This is a genomic window from Methanofollis sp. (assembly GCF_028702905.1).
Taxonomy (GTDB): Archaea; Halobacteriota; Methanomicrobia; order Methanomicrobiales; family Methanofollaceae; genus Methanofollis.
The window spans coordinates 1-13,715 of the sequence record NZ_JAQVNX010000055.1 but is presented as its reverse complement, the minus strand read 5'-3'; the positions used below and the strand labels follow the sequence as shown (position 1 = coordinate 13,715).

The following is a 13,715-nucleotide window of genomic DNA, read 5'->3' as shown; positions in this document are numbered from 1 at the left end:
TGGTAAATCCTATTCATGAGATATGTGGCGGGGGGCAAAGCCTCCCGGTCTCGAAAACCTACGGTTTTCTCATGCTCGCTGACGCTCGTTCGGCGAAGACTTCGTCTTCTCGACTCCCTTCGGTCGTCCCCTCATCTCAGGATAGGGGATGGATGGCAGTCAACTTCTCGATCTCCTTTTCTCTCTTCCCCGGACTCCCGGATTGCGATAGGGCGGGGAGGGCAGAGGGACCCGCGCGGGATCGTCATGCAATCAAAAAAATATTCCGACCCCTTCAGAACCAGGCGTCGAGCGTCTTCTGTCCCGCCGTCTTCCCGAGTCTGTCCAGGGCCGCACCGACCCGGTCCTCGGAGAAGGAATATTCGCCGCAGAGCATGGCGACGATCCCCTCCCTGTCCGGATTCTTCCAGGCGAGGTGGTAGTCGTCGGTGATGGGGGGATCCAGGAAGAACGAGCGCACCGGCTCGGGGTCGAAGTCCGGGGCCTTCTCCCGGATCGTCTCCGCGAAACCGCCCTTCTTCACGATCTTCAGGGCCGTCTTCGCCCCCACGCCCCTGATGCCGGGGTTGAAGTCGGTCCCCACCAGGATCCCGACCTCCACCAGTTCCTCGCGCGTGAGGCCGAGACCGCCGAGCACCGCCGCAAGGGAGACCGACTCCGGGCGCACCGTCACCTGCCTCCCCCGCATCTTCCTCTTCCCCGAGATCGCCAGGTTCCGCAGGAGGCGCGGCGCCCCGAAGAGGAGGGAATCGTAGTCCTGCGAGGCCGCCGTCGAGACGTCACCCTTCTGCGCCATGTAAGCCGCCTGGGCCTCGCCCTCGCTCGGCGCCTGGACCCAGGGGATGCCCATTAACTCAAGGAGGCGCCGACCGGACGCGATCATCGCGTCATCGATCCGTGTCGAGGCGCGCGCCTGCTTATAGGCTTCCGCGGTGTCGCCGCAGGCGATGGCCTCCTGCCACCTGACACCTGCCGCCTCCCGCACCTCCCGGCGCTTCTCGACCGTCGTGCTCTTCAGTTCCGGGGGGGCGCCGTCAAAGACATAGACCGGGCGTATCCCCTTCTCCAGGAAGTTGATATTCCGGAAAAACAGCCCTGATAGATGGGAGGTGACGCGCCCTTCCGCGTCCATCAGGGGGGTGCCGTCAGGCTGCCTGATGATGGTCAGGAACTGGTACAGCGCATTGAAGGCATCGATGCCGACCGCGCCCCGCACGTCGTCAAGCTCCATCTCCTGACAGAACTCGCCGAGTATATCACGTAATGCAACGCCCATGTATAATCTCGCAAAAAGGGTTTACCTGTACATCCTGCGGGTGATATCGCTCACCGTATCGTCGATGTGCCTCACGGTAGTGTCATATTTCTGTGCCATTGTGGTGGAGAGCTCTTCCAGGTTCACCCGCATCGTCCGCTCGCGCGCAATGATGCTTGCCTCGAGTTGCTGGATCTTGTACCCGAGCGAGAGAAAGAGGCCGCCAAGGGAGAGCATCATCAGAGTCGTCGCCACAGCCATGGTCAGGTCCTGCCAGACCCGCCAGACCAGGGTGAGGGTGGACAGGACAAGGACGATGGTGAGGACAATGTCAACGAGGGCTTCTCGGATCTCCATGCTTTTAGATGATAAGGAACTATTAATTAATCTAACGATATCAGAAGAGGTCAGAAATGGATATTCGGAATAACATGCCCCTGATGGTGATGCCGGCGATGCTGATCGTGGTCGAGGTGCTCGGCATCCTCCTTGCCCTGCCGATGCAGTCGGCCGGCGTTGCGGCCTTTGAAGACCCGACATCTGTCGCAAATCCCTTTATATTTCTCGGCCTCCTCCTGGCCTTCACTCTTCTCATGCTCGGTCTGATCAGGATCGGCGGAAAGAAAGTGATCCTCGGACTTGTTGCGCTCTCCATATTCCTGACTTTCTACTACATCTTCTGGACTCTGTCGGCCGTCGTCCTCGGAGTTTCTTCTGCCGCGTTCATCCTCCCAATCGCGGCCGCCGGTGCAGCCACGGCCGTCCTCTTCCTGTACCCCGAGTGGTACGTCATCGACACCCTCGGCATCCTTATCGCCGGGGGCGTCGCCTCCATCTTCGGGATCTCCCTTGCCGTCCTGCCGGTGATCCTCCTTCTCTCTCTCCTTGCCGTCTATGACGCTCTCTCGGTGTACAGGACAAAGCACATGATCGCCCTTGCCGAGGGTATCATCGACCTCAAGACGCCCATCCTCTTCGTCATACCAAAGAAGAGAGATTTTTCGTTCAGAAAAGAAGGGATGAACCTTCAGCAGGAGAAGGAAGAGCGCGGGGCATTTATCATGGGGATGGGCGACCTGATCATGCCGTCCATCCTTGTCGTCTCGGCCCAGGTCTTCGTCCCGGCCCCGACCCTCTGGTTCATCTCAGTCCCGGCGCTCGGAGCGATGGCCGGGTCAGTCGTCGGTATGGCCGTCCTCCTCAAGTTCGTCCTCTCCGGTCGTCCACAGGCCGGACTCCCGCCCCTCAACGGCGGTGCCATCCTCGGCTTCCTCCTCGGCTGCGCCCTGAGCGGGAGCTGGGGCTGGCTCCTGATAGCGTGAGAGGATCTCGGTGAGCACCGCGTCCACGCCCTCTCTGGTGGCGGTGGACATGGAGAGCATGCCTTCCTCTCCCGGACGGATATCGGCCTTGTTGGCGACGACGAGAATCGGCACCTCGGCCATCACCCTGATCGCCTCAAGGAGATCATTCTGGTCCTCTATCGGGTAGCCGCAGTACTCGCTCGGGTCAAGGATGAAGACGATCAGGTGTGCGGAATTCACGATCGCGGCGATCGCCTGCTCTTCGACGGCATTCCTCTCTTCCTCAGGCCTGTTGAGAAGGCCGGGGGTGTCGAGGAACTGGATCCTGTGGCGCCCATCATAATTGTGGCCCAGGATCACACCCTTCGTGGTGAAGGGGTACGAAGCGATCTCCGGCTCGGCCGACGAGACCAGCCTGATAAAGGAGGACTTGCCCACATTCGGGTAGCCCGCGATCACCACGGTGAACTCGTTGTCCTTGACGTCAGGGAGTTTGCGCAGGACATTTCGCGCCACATTGAGGAAGAGGAGGTCTTTGTTGATCTGGTGGACGATCGATGCGATCCTCGCCACCGCCCGCTTCCGCACTGCTGCGGTATCCTCGGCCCTCCTGATCCGTCTTCCGCCGTGTTCAAAGCCCATCCTTTTGGTGTGCATCGCTGCCCACCCCACGTTCCCGAGGGCCATCTTCAGCCTTTCAATACCGAAGAGCGCCTCGACGGTATCACGGTAAAAAGGCGGTTGGTCCTCGAAGACCGGAAACGACTGGATGACATGGACCAGTTTGTCATGGACGGCGCTTGAAACTGCCCTGACAAAATCTTCATTCGCACGGTCTTTGTTCGTCTTTGTCCGCATCTTTGCGGCGGCTCGCCGGAAACTCCGGTCAAGCACTTCGTCCGCCGTCGGTACGGTCGGTATTCTCTCAAAATCCACGACACCCACAACCAAAAATATTGATGCTCAGTGAGACCAAACTCTGTGTATGGATTTATCGCTCATACAGAAAGAGATACTCATCACCCTCATCACCCTGTACCACCGACATTCCCGCGCGATCAAGGGGGAGGAGATCGCCGACGTGCTCAAGCGCAATCCCGGGACAGTCAGGAACCAGATGCAGTCCCTCAAGGCTCTCAGCCTCGTCGACGGCGTCCCCGGCCCGAAGGGAGGGTACAACCCCTCGGCACAGGCCTACCGCGAGCTCAATCTCATGAACTATGACCAGGAGTCGCATGTCCCGATCGCCAGGAACGGCACCGAAGTCGAGGGAGCCAATGTGGCGGAGATCGACTTCACCACCCTCTGCCACCCTGACATCTGCCACGCGCTGATCCGGATCCTCGGGAGCGTGAAGGTCTTCGATATCGGGGACCAGATCACCATCGGCCCGACCCCGGTGAACAAACTCCTTGTTAGGGGGGAGATATTCGGAAAAGACGAGGTAAAAAGTTCGCTTCTCATTTCCATCATCGAGATGATCTCCCTCCCGAAAAAATCGGTCCGGCATTATATGAGCGCCCCGATCCTCGCGCTCTCCTCGGAAGATACTCTCAAATCCGCGGCGTCCTTTTTTGCGCAGCACCGCATCCATGGGGCGCCGGTGATGGACAGTGAGAGGCTCGCCGGGATCGTCACCCTGACCGACCTTGCCGACGGACTGGACCAGGGACTTGACCTTGCCACACCGGTCACCGCGGTGATGACCTCGGATGTCGTCGAAGCCGATGCCGACACCCATCTCTACGAGGTGATCCGGCGCTTTAAAGAGCGTGAAATCGGGCGTCTCATCGTTGTAGAGGGCGGAAAGCCCATCGGGATCATCACCCAGTCGGACATCATAGGTGTCTTCCCCGCACTGTAAGGGGGGCAATAATTGGCGGTACACTGATCTGGCAACCCACAACTATAAATATGGGTATTCACATCAAGGGGTGTGTTATTTCAACCCACTCTTCCCTCTGGGGGACGGGGTTGAGGAGCGAGGTGAAAACAGATGAGCGAACTGCCAATTGCACCAGTCGGAAGGATCATCAAGAATGCCGGTGCTGAGCGTGTCAGTGCCGACGGGAGCGAGGCTCTGGCCACTCTGATGGAAGACTACGGCACGGTTCTCGCACGGGAGGCGATCAAACTCACCCGTCATGCGGGAAGAAAGACCGTCAAGTCCGTGGACATCAAGATGGCCTCCGAGATTCTCAAGTGAACACCCGGCGGAAAACGGCGGGATACTAAATTCTCCTTCTTTTCAAACAATTTATATATCCCCGAAACCCACCCAGAAACTATGAGTACGATCTTTTCACGGGGCCTTGCACGCAAAAAAGTGATGAGCAATGACGGGATGATCATCGGCCAGATCAAGAACCTCATGGTCGACCTTGATACCGGCGAGGTGATCGACCTGATCGTCAAACCTGATGCCTCCTTCGACACGGCAGGATACAGGATGGACGGCGAACACATGCTTATTGCCTTCGAAGCGGTCAAGGACGCACGCGACTACATCGTGGTCGACCGGTACCTCTCGAAGAAATAATTATCCGAATAATTTCTGATATTTCCGGATAATTTCAACAAACCCGTCCCCATATCTCTTTTCAGAGACATAATCGGCTGTTGCCTTCGTTCCAGGCGTGGCGTTGTCCACGGTGGCCCCGATGCCGGCATGGCCGATCATCTCCTTATCGTTCTCAGAGTCACCGATAGCAAGGAAATCTGCGGGAGAGAGGCCCATCAGGAGGGCAAGGTCGGAGAGGGCTGTCCCCTTCGAGATGCCCTGATACTGGAGGTGAATGGCAAAGCCGGTGTCGATCGCCCTGACCGGCATGCCGACGATCACCCCGGCTACCTCGGCGGGCTCGACGGTGCGGGCAAAGGCGATGTCGGCAAAGCGGTTGTCCGGGGAGTACAGGGTGAGGGTCTTTCCCTCCGCAGCAAAATACTCCTCGATCCGGTGATACGCGTCCCAGCAGACCGACTGGCAGCCTGCCACATGGACCTGGCCGTCGAAGCGGAGACGATACACCCCCCCGTTCTCGCCGATGATCGTCCCGTCGGTCCCGATCATCTTGCACAGTATGTCCAGGGAGCAGATGGTATTTCCGCTTGCGATGACCACAGGGATGCCGGTATCGACAAGGTCCCGGATCGTCTCGATGGCGGCGGTGGAGATCCGCCGCCGTGCATCGGTCAGGGTGCCATCGAGATCGGTGACGACCGCCTTCAACACTGGCCGACCACCTTCAGGGCTTGAGGCCCGACGTCTCGACGACGAACGCCGCCTCGCCTTCGGGCAGGTTCGGGCTGTCGACGAGTTTTGCGATCCGCCGGCCGCCCTTGCTCTTCCTGAGGTAGAGCCTGAACTTCGCGGCATGCCCGACGATGTTGCCGCCTATCGGTTTCGTGGGGTCGCCGAAGAAGACGCCAGGGTTCGACTGGACCTGGTTGGTGACGAGTGCAACCGCATTGTACTCCTCGGCGATTTTTGCAAGGTCGTACATGTGCCTGTTCAACTTCTGCTGCCGCACCGACAGGGTGCCCCTGCCGGCATATTCTGCCCTGAAGTGGGCGGTCAGCGAGTCGATGATGATCAGCCGTACGGGATAGTCGCTGTCCTTCATCTCGTTTGCAAGGTCGCGAGCACTGTCGACGAGGAGCATCTGGTGGTCGGAGGTGTAGCCCTTTGCAACATGGATCCGTTCCAGGAACTCCATGAGCGGCGGTGTATCGTAGCCCGGGATCTCGAGCCCGGCCACCATCTGCTCGATACGTTCGGGGCGGAAGGTGTTCTCGGTGTCGATGTAGACGCAGGACCCGTGCAGTCCGCCGAGTTCTTCGGGGAGCTGGGCGTTGACCGCCATCTGGTGGGCAATCTGACTCTTGCCCGACCCGAACTCGCCGTAAAATTCCGAGATGGACTTTGTCTCCAGGCCGCCACCGAGGAGGGCGTCGAATTCGGGGACAAGGGTCTGAAGTTTTTTCACTTCTTTCCTGTCTTCGAGGACGGCGACGCCGGTCTTGAACCCGCCGATATCGGCGAGTTCGCGGGCTGCCTTAATAATCTTCTTTGCGCTTGACTCTCCGATCTCTGCCGCCTCGGCGAGGTCGGCCGGCGAAGCTGTGGCAATGCCCTCGACAGTTGCATAGCCTGCCTCCCGAAGCTTGTCCGCCGTTGTCGGCCCGACGCCTGGGAGGTCTTCGAGGTCCATAGATACGTTTGGCATGTTTTCCCTCACTCCTTCAGATATTTTGGCCGCACACCAGCAGAAAAGGTGCGGAGGGCCCGGAAACACCCGGTTGATCGTGGTCTCCGGGCACACATATCACTTTCGCACCTGACATATACTCCCCTCTCCGTGTGCGGGGTGAAAGTGAAAAGTTCTCAGCATGTCTCGTCGAGCAGGGCCGCAAGGCGCCTTTCAAGGGCCTGCCTGTCTACCTCTGCCGGTTCGACGGCCTGCGGGATGATCCGCGGCCCCCGCCGTGTCCCGGTCACCGTCACTTCCTGGCCGGGGAGGATGTCGCCAGAGAGGAGGTAGGCCTCGGTGCCGTTGTCGAGGGTCATGCCGAGGGTCGAGGGGACGGTCGTCCCCTGAAAGACGATCTCTTTGTCGTCCTCTTCACCGGCCCCGACGAGCATGCTCCCCCTCCCGACAGAGACCTCGGTCCCGCCGCTTCGCCCCTCCTTTGCCCTCGCATGGTAGACACGGAGTTCGTCGCCGGTCGCAAGGCCGAGGAGGGCGCGGTCGCCCCAGAGGACAAGGTGTATCGTCCCCGAGTCGTCGGAGAGGTCGATATTCTGCACATAGGACCGCTCTCCGGTGCGGGTCTGGAAGCTCCGCGGCGGCTGCACCGCCGCCACCCGCCCTTTCAGGGAGACGCACTCCCCGGCCTTCACCTCGACCGCCGGCGTGACCCTGACATCTACGTCCTCGTCGATCGGCGTGACGCTGCCGCGGTCGTCAAGGGAGAACTCAGGCCCCCCGGCCTTCACGGCCCCTCTGGCACCCCTGATGCACACCACGTCCCCGGCAGCAGAGGCCGCGAGCACCGCCGGGTCCCAGCAGACGAGGCGCGCCGTCCCGCTTTTGTCGCCGATGACGGCCGTGACCATCGTTCCACCTGTCCCGTCTCCCCGCGTGAACTCCCGCGGCTCTCCGATGCCGAGGATGCGCACCACAAGGTCGCCGGTGCCGACCGGGGAGGTGCAGGTGCGTTCGGTCTCCATCGGGCAGTCGATGAGCACGGTGGACTTCCGCAGGGCAAGCGCCGAGACGCTCCCACCCCGCGGTGCAAGCCTCCCGATCACCTCGAGTACCTCGCCGGGCTCGATCTCCCCGGCCGCCCCGGCCTTCTCGTCCCAGAGAGTCACCTCGATCCGTCCGGACGCGTCGCCGAGGAGGAGGGTGGCGCGCACTCCGGTCTCCCCGTCCTTCCTGGCGAACTCCTCGGGTTCGCTGGCAGAGAGCACCTTCCCGAAGAAGGAAACGATCGAGGGGCCGGGGGCGATGCCGGCGATCCGTTGGTGGTGGCGGCCGCAGTCGGTGACGACGAGGAGCGAAGCGGCGTTCTCGTCGAGGAGACCGCCCGCCGCCTTCATCCGTTCGCCGACCCGCTTTTCAAATTCCTCGCGGCTGATCAGGTCGTCGACGAGGGCGTAGTGAAAGTTCACGGTTGTCCGTTCACTCCTCCCAGACAGGGGCCTCCATGGCGGCGGTGACGTCGTCGAGGGTCTCGGCCCGGCGCATCAGGGCGTGCTTCCCGCCGCTCACCGCCACCTCGGCAGAGCGTGGCCGGCTGTTGTACTGCGAGGACATCGCATAGCCGTAGGCGCCCGCATCGAGAACGGCGATGACGTCGCCGGCCTTCGGGGCCGGGAGGGCGCGGTCATGGGCCAGGATATCACCGGTCTCGCAGATCGGGCCTGCCACCGTATAGGTGCCGTCGGCAGGGAGATCGGCGCGGTCGGCGACGAGCACCTCGTGATAGGAGTCGTACATCGCCGGGCGGATGAGCAGGTTGAAACCGGCGTCCACGTTCACGAAGGTCTTGTGGGCCTTCTTCACCGAGTTCACGCGAGTGAGGAGGACCGAGGAGTCGCCGACGAGCCAGCGGCCGGGCTCCACCCAGAGGGCCGGGTCGATCCCGCATTCCTTGATGCCCTGCAGGAATACGGGCATCACGGCGGCCGCATAATCGTCGGGTGTCGGCGCCGGGTCGGTGTCGTGGTGGTACGGGATGCCGAGGCCGCCGCCGATGTCGAGGAACTCCAGGTGGACGCCGAGGTCGGTGACCTCCTTTGCGACCCGCACCATCACCTCGGCAGAGCGGGCGAAGGGTTCGACTTCGAGGATCTGGGAGCCGATGTGGCAGTGGATACCGACAGGTTCGATGTGTTCGCAGGCGAGTGCCTCCCTGTAGGCGGCGATGATCTCCTGCGCCGGGATGCCGAACTTGCTCGTCGCAAGCCCGGTGGCGATCTTCGGGTGGGTCGGCACCTCTAGGGCCGGGTTCACCCTGAAGGCGATCTCTGCGGTCTTTCCCGCCTCGCCGGCAACGGCGTCGAGCTGGTGGAGCTCATCCAGAGAGTCAACCGAGACCCGCACCCCTTTCTCGACGGCGAGGGCGAGATCCGCGCGGCTCTTGGAACTCCCGTTGAAGAGGAGACGTTCGGGTTTCATCCCGGCACGGAGCGCCAGTTCGAGTTCGCCAGGGGAGAAGACGTCTGCACCGGCCCCTTCGGCGGCGAGGGCTCTTATCACCGCAAGGTTGCCGTTTGCCTTTGCTGCGAAGAGTACCTGCACGTCAGGGTAGTGGGCGGCGAGGGCCGCGTGGAAACGCCTGACGTTGCCGGTGATCCGGTCGAGGTCGGTGACGTACAGGGGCGTGCCGTACTCTTCCGCAAGGGAGACGCAGTCGACGCCGCCGATGGAGAGGCGGCTGTCCCTGACTGTCAGGTGCGACGGGAGCTTCATGGTGCAATCCTCCTGATGCGTTCGAGCGCCTCCTCGATCCGTTCGACCGAGCGGGTGATGGCGAAACGCACGTAACCGTCCCCGCTCTCACCGAACCCGACGCCCGGAGTCACGACGATGCCGGCCTCGTTGAGGAACTGCGCCGCCGTCTTCATGCAGTCTTCGACCGGCATCCAGACATAGAATGTTGCCTTTGGTGCACGGACGTCGAAGCCGAGTTCGTTGAGGCCCTTTACGAGGACGTCCCGGCGCTCCTGGTACACGGCGCAGGCGTCCGCGACGCACTGCTGTGAGCCGGTGAGCGCGGCGACTCCCGCTTCCTGCACGGCGTCGAAGACCCCGGAGTCCATGTTCGACTTCACCCGGCCAAGTCCAGCCAGGATCTCGGGGTTGCCGACGGCCATGCCGATCCTCCAGCCTGTCATATTGTAGGTCTTGGAGAGGGAGTGCATCTCCACGCCGACCTCCTTTGCCCCGTCGATTTCCAGGAAGGATGGGGCTTTGTAGCCGTCGAAGGTGATCTCCGAGTAGGCGTTGTCGTGGACGACGACGAGGTCGTTGTCGCGGGCGAACTCCACGACCTCCTCGAAGAACGCCTTCGGGGCGATCGCCGCGGTCGGGTTGTTCGGGTAGTTGAAGAAGAGGAGCTTCGCCTTCTTCAGGACGTCCTTCGGGATGTCGTCGAGGACGGGGAGGAAGTTATTCTCCGCGGTGAGGGGCATGAGGTGCGTCCTGCCCTCGGCAAAGAGCGTCGAGGTCTTGTAGACCGGGTAGCCCGGGTCGGGGACGAGGACATAGTCGCCGGGATTGACGAAGGCCTCGGGGATGTGGGCGATGCCGTCCTTCGAGCCCATCAGGGCGAGGACTTCCCTGTCCGGGTCGAGGGAGACGGAAAAACGCGTCCCGTACCACTCCGCAACCGCCTGGCGGTACGAGGCCATCCCCTCGTAGGCGGGGTAGTGGTGGTTTTTCGGTTCCCTCACCGCCCCGACCATCGCCTCGACGATATGCGCCGGCGTCGGGAGGTCAGGGTCGCCGACACCGAGGTCGATGATGTCGACTCCTTCTTTCCTCTTCTGGGCCTTCATTGCGTCGATACGGGCGAAAAGGTATGGCGGCAGGTTTTCCAGTCTCTGCGAATACATCGCTTTACTATTGCAGGGCTAGAATAATTAATTTCGTGCCCGGCCACAGAAACCGGGAAAAACTTCCGAAAAGACGCCCTCAACCTGCCAACAGGGCGCCGGGTATTCTCAGGGCGCGTATGTCGGGTTCCGGGAGGAGGAGATGTTGCAGACGAGGTCGCGGGGGCAGGGGGCGCCGTCATCATCGGCGATATTTCCCTGGGCGCGGACCTGCATGCAGATGTCGCACATCCGCAGGCTCATATGCCCGACATTTTCACAGACGAGGTCCTCGGCAAGTTGCCTTATGGACGATACCGCATTGTCCCCCAGTTCTATCGAGCAGCCGCGTTTTTTGGAGGCGTACTGGGAGACGGAAGCCGGGGTAATGTCGAGCATGGTCGAGACCTTCCTCTGCGACAGTCCTTTTTCCATCAGTTCCTGCACGAGGCATGCACGGATGCATGGGAGGATAAGCCAGACGCCAGTCTCGCAGGGGAGTTTCATGAGATCACAATCCATAAATTGAGAGAGTTCGGATTAACAATTGTTAATGGGTATATCATATAAGAGTTGGGAACATGCCAGTACCCCCGTGGGCAGGGCGTGACCGGGAAGGGAAAATTTGATGGATCTGCACACCCATACGGGAATTCAGGTAAAAAGAGGGGAACCACGGGAGATCGACGACGAGGTCTGCGTCGAGCACCGCTACCTCCTTGTGATGAACGGCGCCCCGGTCGCCAGGATGGTGGCGTCCGACGATGCCCTCAGGGAGTTCGGTGCCGGTTTTGCGATTACCGAGGGCCTTGCCACGGAGGTTGTCTCTGTTGAGGTGGCCGGGGACGAGATCAGGATCGAGGCAGTCCCTGCACCGGCCTGTGAGCAGGTGGTCGAGTCGTCGGGTGGGACGGCGTTTCTCCGTGAGATCCCGCGGGTCGTATCAGACCTGCGGATCGGCATCGACGATGTCTACCGGATGACCGCCGCCATCGAGTCGGACGAATGGCAGAGGACGGGGGGTCTCCACTGCTCTGTCCTCTTCTGCGACGGGGAACTCTGCGCGAAGGCCTGCGATGTCGGCCGCCACAACACGGTGGACAAGGTGATCGGGCACGCCGTCCTCGCGGGTCTCGACCGGTCGCGGTGCGTCCTCGGCTGCACCGGTCGCCAGCCTGCCGGGATGGTGGCGAAGGCGGCCCGTGCCGGCATACCGATCGTCATCTCGCGTGCCGCGTCCACCTCCGAGGGGATCGCGACCGCCAGCGAGGCCGGGCTCACTCTTGTCTGCTTCTCGCGGGGTGACCGTTTCACCGTCTACACCCACCCGGAGCGTATCGAAGGTGTCGGCCAGATGGGCCGGGATGAATGAGGAGACCAGCATGACAGAAATGGAAAGGGGATCTGAAGGACAGAAAGAGGGGCTGATCATGCTCGGGTGCCCGGAAGCCGCGGCGCAGGTGAGCGTGGCCCTGCACATCGCGCACGGCCTCCGAAAGATGGGCCTCGTGCCGGTCGTCGCCGGCAACCCGTCGGCACGGTCGCTCGTGGCGATGGCCGATCCCGACCGGCATTATGTCGGCGAGATGGTCGACCTCGACGCCTGCATTGAGGCGCTTGTGGCACATGAACAGGACTATGCCGTCTCTTTTGTGCTCATACACAGGGAGAGCGGCGTCAGTTACGCGGGGACGGTCGGCAGCGTCTCTGCCGGGCGCCTTGTGACGGTCGTCTTCGGGAAGGAGGCAGGGGAACTTGCCGGGCTCATCGACTTCCCGTGCGAGCGGGTGGTGGCGAAAGCCGTTCATAATGTTCTGCCACTCTCAAAAGAAATCGACAGGGTGATGGGATGGGATGCGTAGAGGCGCTTAACTACGAGATACTCCTCAGGAACTGTTCCTTCAAGGAGTACAGGGAATTTATCAAGAAGCACTACCGGGAGTATTACGATGTGATGCCCGGGTACCGCATCTTTGACCTTGCCCTTATCGGCGTTCCCCCGATCCCGATCGGTGTGGACGGCGATTATGTGATCTTCCCGTATACGAAACCGTGTCACGGCACCTTCGTGCTGAGGGTCGAGGGGAAAGAGGAGATACAGAAACTGAGGTCGAAAAAATGAAAGTCATTGTGAGGTCATTTGCGACATTCAGAAAGATCCTGGAGAACGAGCGGGAGGTCGAGTGCCTGGAAGGTGCGACTGTCGGAGATCTCATCTATATGCTCATCGCGGAGAGGCCGGCCCTCAGGGACGCGATCTTCGCCGCGCCAGGCATCCTCCAGGACCATGTCAATATCCTGAGGAACGGGAGGAACATCCACTTCGAGGAGGGTCTGCAGACAGCCGTCGCGGACCGCGACGTGATCTCGCTCTTCCCGCCTGTCGGCGGCGGATAAAAAAGAAAAGTAGAAGTCAGGTGGGCTGGGCAGAGGCAGAAGGGTTGTGGTCCACGCCCCCCCAGTATGGACCACATCCCTGTTCCGCCAGCAGGATCCGGAGTGATCGAAAAGAATCCATCCTGCTGATATCCTGCACGCCCTCACAGGGCGGCACAGTGATGAACTCCGGCAACCAGCATGTGTGGCCATCTGCCAGTCTGCAGAGGTGCGACCCTCTGCATACCGGTCTTTTGAACCTTATGGCAGACCTAGCAAGCCTGTACTTCCCTTTGTACCTGTTTGTGCCCCGTCATAGACGAAGAAACGTGTCCCCCCACGTCCACGAGTCTTACCCGCTCAGGGGCATTCCGCTAATATCCCGCTGTGATGATAAAGGTTTCGCATGGCCGGGCCCATTGCCCTTACCCGCATGAAAAAATTGACGAAAAATATTCTGTTTCACTAACAGGGGTTTAAAAATATATTGATACGTCAACAGGTGCCTGAAAAGCATCTTTTGTGTACGATCCCGGCATCCCGATTCCGGTAGTCTCGGGCATCGCCGGAAAATATATGATCCGGCACTCTCTGTCGCCAACTCCCTGTATCTCCCCTCTGCGATTGGGACGCATCAGGGAGTTTCCAGGTTGTTCGCCGGGGAGTTTCCTGGAAAAAG

Annotated in this window: 17 protein-coding genes and 1 pseudogene; 8 read left to right on the top strand and 10 right to left on the bottom strand. The window is 60.9% G+C overall.

The annotated features are described in order from the left end of the window. Positions 1 to 274 precede the first annotated feature (274 nt). Together fen and PHP59_RS07820 are read right to left on the bottom strand one after the other, a co-directional pair. The gene (gene fen / locus PHP59_RS07825) at positions 275 to 1,276 is read right to left on the bottom strand and encodes a flap endonuclease-1 (protein WP_300165735.1); all 1,002 of its coding nucleotides are present in this window, start codon (positions 1,274 to 1,276) and stop codon (positions 275 to 277) included. 21 nt (positions 1,277 to 1,297) lie between these two features. Next, entirely contained in the window at positions 1,298 to 1,612 is a 315-nt protein-coding gene (locus PHP59_RS07820; RefSeq protein ID WP_300165733.1) for a hypothetical protein, read from the bottom strand. Positions 1,613 to 1,668: 56 nt separating this feature from the next. Between PHP59_RS07820 and PHP59_RS07815 the strand changes: the two genes are divergently transcribed. Then, positions 1,669 to 2,577 carry a presenilin family intramembrane aspartyl protease PSH gene (locus PHP59_RS07815; RefSeq protein ID WP_300165731.1) on the top strand — a complete coding sequence of 303 codons (909 nt, stop codon included), beginning with the start codon at positions 1,669 to 1,671 and terminating at the stop codon, positions 2,575 to 2,577. Here the strand turns inward: PHP59_RS07815 and PHP59_RS07810 are convergent. Continuing rightward, positions 2,578 to 3,495 (bottom strand): annotated as a pseudogene (locus PHP59_RS07810) (GTPase); the annotation flags it as partial. A gap of 49 nt (positions 3,496 to 3,544) precedes the next feature. Here PHP59_RS07810 and PHP59_RS07805 point away from each other — a divergent pair. The 3 genes from PHP59_RS07805 (at position 3,545) to PHP59_RS07795 (ending at position 5,098) form a co-directional block, all read left to right on the top strand. Beyond that, on the top strand, positions 3,545 to 4,423 hold the full coding sequence (locus PHP59_RS07805) for a CBS domain-containing protein (protein ID WP_300165729.1): 879 nt from the start codon (positions 3,545 to 3,547) through the stop codon (positions 4,421 to 4,423). Between the two features lie 132 nt (positions 4,424 to 4,555). Then, a complete protein-coding gene (locus PHP59_RS07800) occupies positions 4,556 to 4,765 on the top strand; it encodes a histone family protein (protein ID WP_300165727.1) in 210 nt (69 codons plus the stop codon). Positions 4,766 to 4,846: 81 nt separating this feature from the next. Then, a complete protein-coding gene (locus tag PHP59_RS07795) occupies positions 4,847 to 5,098 on the top strand; it encodes a PRC-barrel domain-containing protein (protein WP_067049632.1) in 252 nt (83 codons plus the stop codon). Here the strand turns inward: PHP59_RS07795 and PHP59_RS07790 are convergent, their stop codons facing one another. The 6 genes from PHP59_RS07790 to PHP59_RS07765 form a co-directional block, all read right to left on the bottom strand. After that, positions 5,099 to 5,791 carry a phosphoglycolate phosphatase gene (locus PHP59_RS07790; RefSeq protein ID WP_300165724.1) on the bottom strand — a complete coding sequence of 231 codons (693 nt, stop codon included), beginning with the start codon at positions 5,789 to 5,791 and terminating at the stop codon, positions 5,099 to 5,101. 13 nt (positions 5,792 to 5,804) lie between these two features. Continuing rightward, positions 5,805 to 6,785 carry a DNA repair and recombination protein RadA gene (radA, locus tag PHP59_RS07785; protein ID WP_300165722.1) on the bottom strand — a complete coding sequence of 327 codons (981 nt, stop codon included), beginning with the start codon at positions 6,783 to 6,785 and terminating at the stop codon, positions 5,805 to 5,807. Between the two features lie 158 nt (positions 6,786 to 6,943). Next, the gene (locus tag PHP59_RS07780; protein ID WP_300165720.1) at positions 6,944 to 8,233 is read right to left on the bottom strand and encodes an OB-fold nucleic acid binding domain-containing protein; all 1,290 of its coding nucleotides are present in this window, start codon (positions 8,231 to 8,233) and stop codon (positions 6,944 to 6,946) included. A 10-nt stretch (positions 8,234 to 8,243) separates the two neighbouring features. Further along, entirely contained in the window at positions 8,244 to 9,536 is a 1,293-nt protein-coding gene (gene lysA / locus PHP59_RS07775; protein WP_300165718.1) for a diaminopimelate decarboxylase, read from the bottom strand. Beyond that, the gene (locus tag PHP59_RS07770; protein ID WP_300165716.1) at positions 9,533 to 10,681 is read right to left on the bottom strand and encodes an LL-diaminopimelate aminotransferase; all 1,149 of its coding nucleotides are present in this window, start codon (positions 10,679 to 10,681) and stop codon (positions 9,533 to 9,535) included. Before PHP59_RS07770 ends, lysA begins: the two co-directional genes overlap by 4 nt. A gap of 108 nt (positions 10,682 to 10,789) precedes the next feature. Beyond that, on the bottom strand, positions 10,790 to 11,167 hold the full coding sequence (locus PHP59_RS07765; RefSeq protein ID WP_300165714.1) for a transcriptional regulator: 378 nt from the start codon (positions 11,165 to 11,167) through the stop codon (positions 10,790 to 10,792). Between the two features lie 121 nt (positions 11,168 to 11,288). Here PHP59_RS07765 and fdhD point away from each other — a divergent pair, with 121 nt between their 5' ends. The 4 genes from fdhD to PHP59_RS07745 are packed head-to-tail and all read left to right on the top strand — an operon-like array spanning position 11,289 to position 13,057. Continuing rightward, the gene (gene fdhD, locus PHP59_RS07760) at positions 11,289 to 12,032 is read left to right on the top strand and encodes a formate dehydrogenase accessory sulfurtransferase FdhD (protein WP_300165712.1); all 744 of its coding nucleotides are present in this window, start codon (positions 11,289 to 11,291) and stop codon (positions 12,030 to 12,032) included. Positions 12,033 to 12,042: 10 nt separating this feature from the next. Continuing rightward, the gene (locus tag PHP59_RS07755; protein ID WP_300165710.1) at positions 12,043 to 12,522 is read left to right on the top strand and encodes a DUF1890 domain-containing protein; all 480 of its coding nucleotides are present in this window, start codon (positions 12,043 to 12,045) and stop codon (positions 12,520 to 12,522) included. Further along, complete coding sequence (locus PHP59_RS07750; protein ID WP_300165707.1) at positions 12,510 to 12,782, top strand: DUF1894 domain-containing protein; 273 nt, start codon at positions 12,510 to 12,512, stop codon at positions 12,780 to 12,782. The genes PHP59_RS07755 and PHP59_RS07750 overlap by 13 nt, the downstream gene beginning before the upstream one ends. Continuing rightward, the gene (locus PHP59_RS07745) at positions 12,779 to 13,057 is read left to right on the top strand and encodes a ubiquitin-like small modifier protein 1 (protein ID WP_300165705.1); all 279 of its coding nucleotides are present in this window, start codon (positions 12,779 to 12,781) and stop codon (positions 13,055 to 13,057) included. The genes PHP59_RS07750 and PHP59_RS07745 overlap by 4 nt, the downstream gene beginning before the upstream one ends. Positions 13,058 to 13,512: 455 nt before the next feature. Here the strand turns inward: PHP59_RS07745 and PHP59_RS07740 are convergent. Then, positions 13,513 to 13,715 (bottom strand): hypothetical protein (locus tag PHP59_RS07740; RefSeq protein ID WP_300165703.1); only part of this gene is annotated, 203 nt, incomplete at its 5' end.

Bases quoted from the DNA above. Each gene is read 5' to 3' on its own strand.
- radA (WP_300165722.1), bottom strand. From the start codon at position 6,785: ATGCCAAACGTATCTATGGACCTCGAAGACCTCCCAGGCGTCGGGCCG.
- PHP59_RS07805 (WP_300165729.1), top strand. From the start codon at position 3,545: ATGGATTTATCGCTCATACAGAAAGAGATACTCATCACCCTCATCACC.
- PHP59_RS07765 (WP_300165714.1), bottom strand. From the start codon at position 11,167: ATGAAACTCCCCTGCGAGACTGGCGTCTGGCTTATCCTCCCATGCATC.
- fdhD (WP_300165712.1), top strand. From the start codon at position 11,289: ATGGATCTGCACACCCATACGGGAATTCAGGTAAAAAGAGGGGAACCA.
- fen (WP_300165735.1), bottom strand. From the start codon at position 1,276: ATGGGCGTTGCATTACGTGATATACTCGGCGAGTTCTGTCAGGAGATG.
- PHP59_RS07800 (WP_300165727.1), top strand. From the start codon at position 4,556: ATGAGCGAACTGCCAATTGCACCAGTCGGAAGGATCATCAAGAATGCC.
- PHP59_RS07750 (WP_300165707.1), top strand. From the start codon at position 12,510: ATGGGATGCGTAGAGGCGCTTAACTACGAGATACTCCTCAGGAACTGT.
- PHP59_RS07815 (WP_300165731.1), top strand. From the start codon at position 1,669: ATGGATATTCGGAATAACATGCCCCTGATGGTGATGCCGGCGATGCTG.
- PHP59_RS07745 (WP_300165705.1), top strand. From the start codon at position 12,779: ATGAAAGTCATTGTGAGGTCATTTGCGACATTCAGAAAGATCCTGGAG.
- PHP59_RS07820 (WP_300165733.1), bottom strand. From the start codon at position 1,612: ATGGAGATCCGAGAAGCCCTCGTTGACATTGTCCTCACCATCGTCCTT.
- PHP59_RS07795 (WP_067049632.1), top strand. From the start codon at position 4,847: ATGAGTACGATCTTTTCACGGGGCCTTGCACGCAAAAAAGTGATGAGC.
- lysA (WP_300165718.1), bottom strand. From the start codon at position 9,536: ATGAAGCTCCCGTCGCACCTGACAGTCAGGGACAGCCGCCTCTCCATC.
- PHP59_RS07755 (WP_300165710.1), top strand. From the start codon at position 12,043: ATGACAGAAATGGAAAGGGGATCTGAAGGACAGAAAGAGGGGCTGATC.
- PHP59_RS07770 (WP_300165716.1), bottom strand. From the start codon at position 10,681: ATGTATTCGCAGAGACTGGAAAACCTGCCGCCATACCTTTTCGCCCGT.